Below are 8,301 nucleotides of genomic sequence, written 5' to 3'. Positions count from 1 at the left end.
CCACCCCCTCCGCCTTTTCTCCGGACCGTGCCGCGCTGACCGGTTGCCGCGCTGACCGGTTGCCGGGCAGGCGTCGAGGCGGGGCGGGCGAGCTTTTTTGCTGCCGTTTTTTTGCGCGAGCAAAACCCGGCAGCAAAACAGCTCGCCCGCCCCGCCGGGCACAAAAAAAAGGCAAAAAAAAACGGCCCGATAAGGCCGCGTATAAAAATATGAAGCGAAAATTCTACTCGTACATCTGCAACTGATTCGAAAACAACCCGTGATCGGTATCCTGCCAGAGGCAATCCGGCTGCAGCTGCACCTTCAACGGCTGCGTTTTCTTATCGGGGGCGACAACCACCTTGTCGTTGGTAACTTTCTTGTAGCCGGAGGCTTCGATGGTGACTTTGTAAACGCAAGGTTCCAGCTGGCTTATGGTGAAGTTCCCGTTCTCGTCGGTTTCGACAGCCTGGGGTTTTAACAAGCAAGGGGATGAGACAACGACGGTGACCTGTTTCAAAGGCTTAGCGCTCCCCGATACGACCGTACCGGTGATGTTGTTGTTTCCGTTGCTACCGGGTGCACCAGCGGTAGCGCCGGCGGCCAGGGCGGTAAGCATAAAGCTGGAGGCAAAGAGGTAATGCTTGACCATTGTTAGCAATTTCAGGATTAAAACTAAGAAAAATCCACCGGATTTTCCAATCCCTCCCGAAATTCCTCCCAAACCCGGCGGACGATCTCCCCCGCCGGGAGGATTTCCTGTAGCTGGGCGGCCACCTGGCCGATCTCGAGCTCTCCTTCGCGGAGGTCTCCCTCGAACATGCCTTTTTTGGCCCGCCCGCGGCCCAATAACGCCTGCAGCACCTCGGGACCGGCCCCTTGGGCTTCCGCGCGACGGACCTGCTGAAAGAATTCGTTGCTGAGCAATCGGACCGGCGTCAATTGCTTGAGTGTCAAAAAGGTATCCCCCTCGCCGGCCGCTACGACGGCCTTTTTGAAGTCGATATGGGAGGAGGCCTCGTCGCTCGCCACAAAACGGCTCCCCATCTGCACCCCCGACGCCCCAAGGACCATGGCCGCCAGCATGCCCCGGCCCGTCGCTATACCCCCCGCAGCTATGACGGGGATGGATACCGAAGCGCAAACCTGGGGGATCAGGCAGAACGTAGTGGTCTCTTCGCGCCCGTTGTGCCCACCGGCCTCGAAACCCTCGGCCACGACGGCGTCGCACCCGGCCTGTTCGGCCTTCCGGGCAAAGGCGCTGCTGGAAACGACGTGGACGACCGTGATCCCGCGCTCCTTCAAATGAGCGGTCCACGTCCGGGGGTTCCCGGCGGAGGTGAAGACGATACGGACGCCCTCCCGGACCACGATCTCGATGAGCTCCGCGATGTCGGGATACAGCAGTGGGATATTCACGCCAAAGGGCCGGCCGGTCGCCGCCCGGCATTGCCGGATGTGCTCCCGTAGTACGTCCGGATACATGCTCCCCGCCCCGATCAGCCCCAGCCCGCCGGCGTTGCTGACGGCGCTGGCGAGCTTCCACCCGCTGGCCCATACCATTCCGGCCTGGATGATGGGATAATCGATGCCGAAGAGTTGGGCGATCTTGTTGCGCATGACCAAAGGATTAGCCCAGCGCGATCTCCGTGTTGTCCCCGATGTTGAGGCTGCGGCTTTCCCCCTTGATGGATGCGTCGCTCCCGATCAGGGATTCGGTGAGCACGATTTCGGTGAGGTTGGAATAAGCCCCGATGATCGAGTCGCGGATGATGCTGGAGGTGATGACCGTTCCATCCCCGATGGCGACGTTGGGGCCGACGATCGAGTTGCGGATGTCGCAGCCTTCGGCGATGCTCACCGGGGGTATGAGGATGGAGTTATCGAATTTATGGTTGCTGGCGATGTTGCTCCCGAACTTTTTGAGCAGGATGGCGTTGGATTGCAACAACGTCTCCTTTCGGCCGCAGTCGAACCAGTTCTGGACCTTGAAGGCGTGAAACGTACAGCCGCCCCTGATCATACACTCCAGGGCGTCCGTAAGGTTGAAGTCGTATGGGCGGCTCGGGTGCGGCTGATGGCTGACGGTGGAAAGACAGTCGAACATCACGTTCGTCTCCCTTATCTTATAAAGGCCGACGAGCGCCATGTTGGACTTGGGTATCTGCGGCTTTTCCACGACCTGGCTGATAAGGCCGCCTTCTTCCACTTCGGCTACCCCGAAGTCCCGCGGGTCGTCGACGCGTTTTACACCCAGCAACGAATGCGGGCTCGACAGCACTTCGCGAACGTCGTATTCGCAGATCGTGTCGCCGAGGACGATAAAAACTTCGTCTCCGTTAACGATGTCCTTGGTGAGGGAAATAGCGTGGCCCGTACCCTGCCGCTCGTTTTGCTCTACAAAGTGAACCTGCAGGTGGGGATATTTTTCTTTGACGTAGTCGCGGATCTTGCTCCCAAGATACCCGATGATAAATATAAACTCCGTTATCCCGGCATCCTGCAGCTGGTCGACGATGATGCTGAGGATGGTTTTTCCCGCCAGGGGTATCAAGGCCTTTGGCTGTGTGTAGGTATGCGGTCGTAAACGCGTGCCTGCGCCGGCCACAGGAATTATTGCCTTCATAATCGTTTTAGCGCCCTCCGGGCATTTCAACCCGTAGGGCGCGTGAAAATAGTGATTTTTAACCTTATTTTTGCCGCTAAATAACTTCCCTTCATGCAAAGAGATACCCTCGTATTTGATTTGATCCACCAGGAACTGGAGCGGCAACGCCATGGCATTGAATTGATCGCATCGGAAAATTTCGCCAGCCTGCAGGTCATACAGGCCATGGGTAGCGTGCTCACCAACAAATACGCCGAAGGGTATCCGGGACGGAGGTATTACGGCGGCTGCGAGATCGTGGACCAGGTAGAACAACTGGCCATCGACCGCGCCAGGGAAATCTTTGCCTGCGCGTATGCCAACGTCCAGCCGCACTCGGGCGCCCAGGCCAACGCGGCCGTCATGGCGGCCATACTCCAGCCGGGCGACAAGATCCTCGGGCTCGACCTGAGCATGGGCGGCCACCTGACGCATGGCTCGCCCGTAAACTATTCGGGTAAATTGTACCACGCGTTTTCCTACGGCGTCGTAAGGGAGACGGGCCGCGTGGACTATGACCACCTCGAGAAGGTGGCGCTGGAGCAAAAACCCAAGCTGATCATCTGTGGCGCCTCGGCCTACAGCCGCGACTGGGACTACGCCCGTATCCGCAAGGTGGCCGACCAGGTGGGCGCGCTCGTCATGGCGGATATCGCGCACCCCGCGGGCCTGATCGCCAAGAACCTCCTGGCCTCCCCCTTCGATTACTGTCACTTCGTAACCACGACGACGCATAAAACCCTGCGCGGTCCCCGGGGCGGTTTGATCCTTATGAAGACGGACTTCGAGAATCCCTTTGGACTGAAAGACCCCAAGGGCAACATCCGGATGATGAGCAACCTCCTGGACCTCTCGGTTTTCCCCGGTCAGCAGGGCGGTCCGCTGGAACACATTATCGCGTCCAAAGCCATCGCCTTCGGCGAAGTGCTCACCGACGAATTCACGACATACGCCAAACAAATCATCTCGAACGCCCAGACCATGGCCAAGGCCCTTGTGGACAAAGGCTACGAGCTGATCTCCGGCGGCACCGACAACCACCTTATGCTGATCGACCTGCGTAACAAGAACATCAGCGGTAAAAAAGCCGAAGCCGTCCTTGGCAAAGCCGACATCACCGTCAACAAGAACATGGTGCCTTTCGACGACAAAACCGCGTTCGTCACTTCCGGTATCCGGGTGGGCGTACCCGCGATCACGTCCCGCGGGATGAAGGAAAGCCATATGAGCTTCGTGGTGGATGCGATCGACCGGGCGTTGATGAACCCCGACGACGAGGCGGTGCTTGGGAAGATCGCCGGCGAGGTGCGGGCCTTCATGGACCAGTTCCCCCTGTACCCCGAACTCAAATAACCGGCTGCGCCGGCGCCAAAAATAAAAAACCTTCGTATGATCCAACGCATCCAAACCGTTTGGCTCCTGGTAGCCGGCCTGCTGGCCGTAGGCACTTTCGAGCTGTCGTTTTACAAAGCGGATATGAAAGATTCCACTACCGTATTGCTGTACGCCCATACCTCGACTATCCTGGTCTATATGGCGGCGGCCGTGCTGGCGTTGATCTGCTTCGGGACGATCTTTCTGTTCAAGAACCGGCCGCTGCAATCCCGGCTCTGTCTGTTGGGTATCGTGCTGTCGATCGGGTTGCTGATCCTGGAAGACCACCAGGTAGACGTGACGGAAGCCCTGTCGAATTACTCCACCGGCGCCTGGCGTCCGGGAATCGCGCTCCCCATCCTCGTGATCGTGGCGCTGATCCTAGCGATGCGCGGGATCCGCAAGGACCGGAAGCTCGTCAAAAGCCTGGAAAGGCTGCGCTAGCGGCTGCACCAAAACGGCAGGCCGCATCTTCGTGGCCGCGACCCTTACAGGAACTTCCCCGTGAGGCTCGCGGCCACCTTTTTTGCCCCCGCCGGCGGCCCCTCATACACCAGGCTACCGCCCTCATCCCCGGCGCCCGGCCCGAGGTCGATGAGCCAGTCGGCGCTACGGAGCACGTCGGTGTTGTGTTCGATGACGAGGATGCTGTGCCCTTGCGCAATCAGCGCGTTGAAGGAGGCGAGCAGCTTTTTTATGTCGTGGAAATGGAGCCCGGTGGTGGGCTCGTCGAAGATAAACAGGATGTGCCCCTGCGCCTTGCCCTTACCCAGGAAGGACGCCAGCTTGACGCGCTGCGCTTCCCCCCCGGAAAGGGTGTCGCTCGACTGGCCCAGCTTCACATATCCAAGCCCTACTTCGCTCAACGGACGTATCCTGGCGACCACGTCCTTTTCGTCGGCAAAGAATTCGATGGCCTCGTCCACGCTCATCTCCAATACGTCGTATACGTTCTTCCCCTTGTACGTCACCTCCAGCACCTCTTCCTTGAAGCGGTGGCCGTGACAGACTTCACAAGTCAGGTGCACGTCGGCGAGGAACTGCATCTCGACGATCTGTTCGCCTTCGCCCTTACAGGCGTCACAGCGTCCGCCATCCACGTTGAAGGAAAAGTGCTTGGGCTGGAAACCCCGCATCTTGGACAGCGGCTGGCGGGCAAAGAGGTCGCGGATTTCGTCGTAGGCTTTTATATAGGTCACCGGGTTGCTCCGGGAGGACTTGCCGATCGGGTGCTGGTCGACCATTTCCACCTGTGAGATCAGGTCCACGTCACCGGTCAGCCCCTGGAACAAACCGGGTTTATCGGTGTATTCTCCCTTGAGCTGTTGCAGCGCGGGATAGAGGATCTGCTTGACGAGCGTGGTTTTACCGCTCCCGCTGACGCCGCTGACGACCGTAAACACGCCCAGCGGGAATTCCACCGTGATGTCCTTGAGGTTGTTCTGGCGCGCGCCTTCGACCTTGATGGAACGGTTCCACTTCCGGACGTTTTTGGGCGGATCGATGGTCAGGTCACCGCGCAGGTATTTTCCCGTCAGGCTCTCCGGGTTGGAGACGATGTCGTCATAATTCCCTTCCGCGACCACGGTCCCACCCTGGTAGCTCGCCAGGGGGCCCATGTCGATCACGTGATCGGCCTGGCGCATCATCAGCTCGTCGTGCTCGACGACCACCACGGTGTTCCCGAGATCCCTCAGTTCTTTGAGCACGCGGATCAACCGCTCCGTATCGCGGGAATGCAACCCGATCGAGGGCTCGTCCAGGATATACAAAGAGTTGGTGAGGTTGCTGCCCAGTGAACGCGTCAGCTGGATGCGCTGGCTTTCGCCCCCGCTGAGGGAGTTGGCCAGCCGGCTCAGCGTCAGGTAACCCAAACCCACGTCCATGAGGGTCTTCAGCCTTTGGTGGATTTCGATCAGGATGCGGCTCGCCACGGCTCGTTCGTGATCCGTAAGAACCAGGCGGTTGAACCACTCCTGGAGGTCCCTGACGGGCATCTCGCAAAGCTCGCCTATGTGAAGCCCGCCGACCTTTACGTAGAGCGCTTCCTTCCTGAGGCGGTAGCCCTTGCATTCCGGACAGGTCGTCCGGCCGCGGTAGCGTGACAGGAGCACGCGGTATTGTACCTTATAGAGGTTTTCTTCCACCTCTTTGAAAAAAGCGTTGATGCCATAAAAATGCTCCGACCCGTTCCACAATTCATCGTATTGAGCCTTGGTCAGGTCCATGATGGGCTTGTGTACCGGGAACTGGTTCTTGCGGGCGCCTTTGATGAACTGGTCTTTCCACAGACCCAGCTTTTCGCCCTTCCACGGCGCCACTGCGCCCTCGTAGACGCTCAGGCGGCGATCGGGGATCACCAGGTTTTCGTCGATGCCCAGCACCTGGCTGAACCCTTCGCATACGGGACACGCGCCGAAGGGATTGTTGAAGGAAAACAGGTTGGGAACCGGCTCCTCGAAAACGATGCCGTCGAGCTCGAAGCGGTTGGAAAAGGGGATATTGGTGGCGCCGTTTACTTCCAGCAACAACTCGCCTTCCCCTTCATAAAAGGCGGTTCCCACCGAGTCCGCGATCCGGTGCTCGTCGTCCTCGTCAAAAGTCTTCACGACCAGCCGGTCCACCAGGATGTAGGTACCCGCAGGCGCAAGTGAGCCCGGGTCTTTGGCTTCCAGGGCTTCTTCCAGCCGGACCACCGTCCCGGCTTCACCCTTCTTTTTGGAGGGGACGTACAACCGGGTAAACCCCTTTTGCAGAAGGATGTTCATCTCCTCCGCCGGGTCGCGTCGGCTATGTTTACGGAAGGGCACGAGGATGCGCACCCGGTCCCCTTCCTGGAGATTACGGATGGCCTCCACCACGTCCCGGACGTCGTCTTTTTTTACTTCCCTCCCGGAAACAGGGGAAATGGTGCGGCCCGCGCGTGCAAACAGCAACCGCAGGTAGTCATAAGCTTCCGTCATGCTCCCCACGGTAGACCGGGGTGTGCGGGTGATAACTTTCTGCTCTATCGCTATCGCCGGACAAAGCCCCTTGATGTAGTCCACATCGGGCTTGTTCATCCGCATCAGGAACTGGCGGGCGTAAGCGCTCAGGCTCTCGGCGTACCGCCGCTGCCCTTCCGCGTAGAGGGTATCTATCGTCAACGAAGATTTGCCCGAACCGGATACACCGGTTACGACGACAAATTTGTTACGGGGTATGGATACGTTGATATTCTTGAGGTTGTGGACCCGGGCGCCCTTTATGAGAATGTCATCGGAGGCGTGGGTCGGGATAGGCGCTTCCTTCTTCATAATTTGAAGGGCAAAGGTACCGCTTTTCCCGGGGCTTAACCGTGATTTTACACAACCCTGAAGTTGTATATGCCCTCTTAGGATTAATTTTGCTGCCCAAGTGATCTATAAATTTTGTTATATTTTCAGGAAAGAGTATTTTTATAATATCCTTAATTATTTAAACCGATCGAATATTGACCGATTTCTACGCTGTTCTATAGGAAAAACCATTGATAATCAATTCAGTAGAAATCTATGCAGTCATTGCATCAATTATCCGATCAGCAGTTGATCCGCCTATTCGCGGATGGAAATTCGCTTGCCCTTGAGACCCTGGTGATGAGGTATAAGGATAAGATATATACCTCTATTTTCTTGTTAATCAAGGACAAATACCTGGCCGAAGATATATTCCAGGACGTTTTCATCCGGGTGATAGATACCCTCCGCAGCGGTAGATATACCGACGAAGGAAAATTCCTACCCTGGGCGATGCGCATAGCACACAATTTGTGTGTTGATCATTTTCGTCGGGTTCGCCGGACGCCGGTGATCAAGACCAGTGATGACAGGGATATTTTCGAAGTCCTGCACTTCTCCGAAGAGGGCGCGGACAAGAAAATGATGCAGCGGCAAAGCCACGATCGCGTCCGCAGGATGCTGGACAAGCTACCCGAAGAACAACGGGAGGTCATCGTCCTGAGGCACTACGGCGACTTGAGTTTTAAAGAGATCGCAGAACATACGAACTGCAGTATCAATACAGCCTTGGGCCGCATGCGCTACGGTTTGATCAACCTACGCAAAATGATGGCCGAGAAACAGATTGCGTTGTGAATACTCACGCGCTTGCCTGCAAATACCCCTGGGTTTCGCCCCGGGGGTTCGCGTTTATATCCCCCACTACTAAATTGATTAGCGGGCCCGCTCGCATGCTTCCGCGCGGCGCATCCGGAACCGGCCCCCGTGGCGTCTTTAGGCCTGCCGGCCGCGGAAGAGGGGTGGGGTGCCTCTTTTACCCCG

General features: G+C 57.6%; 7 protein-coding genes. 3 read left to right on the top strand and 4 right to left on the bottom strand.

All coding sequences use genetic code 11. From position 1 onward, the window contains the following. Positions 1 to 223: 223 nt before the first annotated feature. Genes VL547_RS14130 through VL547_RS14120 form a run of 3 tightly spaced genes read right to left on the bottom strand, consistent with a single transcriptional unit; the run spans position 224 to position 2,605 of the window. Entirely contained in the window at positions 224 to 631 is a 408-nt protein-coding gene (locus tag VL547_RS14130; protein WP_325578852.1) for a carboxypeptidase-like regulatory domain-containing protein, read from the bottom strand. Between the two features lie 23 nt (positions 632 to 654). Beyond that, the gene (locus VL547_RS14125; RefSeq protein WP_325578850.1) at positions 655 to 1,599 is read right to left on the bottom strand and encodes an NAD(P)H-dependent flavin oxidoreductase; all 945 of its coding nucleotides are present in this window, start codon (positions 1,597 to 1,599) and stop codon (positions 655 to 657) included. A gap of 10 nt (positions 1,600 to 1,609) precedes the next feature. Then, a complete protein-coding gene (locus VL547_RS14120) occupies positions 1,610 to 2,605 on the bottom strand; it encodes a sugar phosphate nucleotidyltransferase (protein WP_325578848.1) in 996 nt (331 codons plus the stop codon). Between the two features lie 93 nt (positions 2,606 to 2,698). On the opposite strand from VL547_RS14120, the gene glyA reads away from it, so the two are divergent. Both glyA and VL547_RS14110 read left to right on the top strand, forming a co-directional pair. Beyond that, positions 2,699 to 3,979, top strand: coding sequence for a serine hydroxymethyltransferase (gene glyA, locus VL547_RS14115; protein WP_325578846.1), 1,281 nt, complete (start codon positions 2,699 to 2,701; stop codon positions 3,977 to 3,979). A gap of 36 nt (positions 3,980 to 4,015) precedes the next feature. Next, complete coding sequence (locus VL547_RS14110) at positions 4,016 to 4,444, top strand: DUF4293 domain-containing protein (RefSeq protein WP_325578844.1); 429 nt, start codon at positions 4,016 to 4,018, stop codon at positions 4,442 to 4,444. Between the two features lie 44 nt (positions 4,445 to 4,488). Here VL547_RS14110 and uvrA read toward each other — a convergent pair whose 3' ends face one another. Beyond that, positions 4,489 to 7,296, bottom strand: coding sequence for an excinuclease ABC subunit UvrA (uvrA, locus tag VL547_RS14105; RefSeq protein ID WP_325578842.1), 2,808 nt, complete (start codon positions 7,294 to 7,296; stop codon positions 4,489 to 4,491). 237 nt (positions 7,297 to 7,533) lie between these two features. Here uvrA and VL547_RS14100 point away from each other — a divergent pair, with 237 nt between their 5' ends. Next, the gene (locus VL547_RS14100; protein WP_325578840.1) at positions 7,534 to 8,115 is read left to right on the top strand and encodes an RNA polymerase sigma factor; all 582 of its coding nucleotides are present in this window, start codon (positions 7,534 to 7,536) and stop codon (positions 8,113 to 8,115) included. Positions 8,116 to 8,301 lie beyond the last annotated feature (186 nt).

The organism is Dinghuibacter sp. (assembly GCF_035492835.1).
Lineage (GTDB): Bacteria > Bacteroidota > Bacteroidia > Chitinophagales > Chitinophagaceae > Dinghuibacter.
The sequence above is the reverse complement of the archived record's forward strand: the minus strand, read 5'-3'. Positions and strand labels throughout refer to the sequence as shown.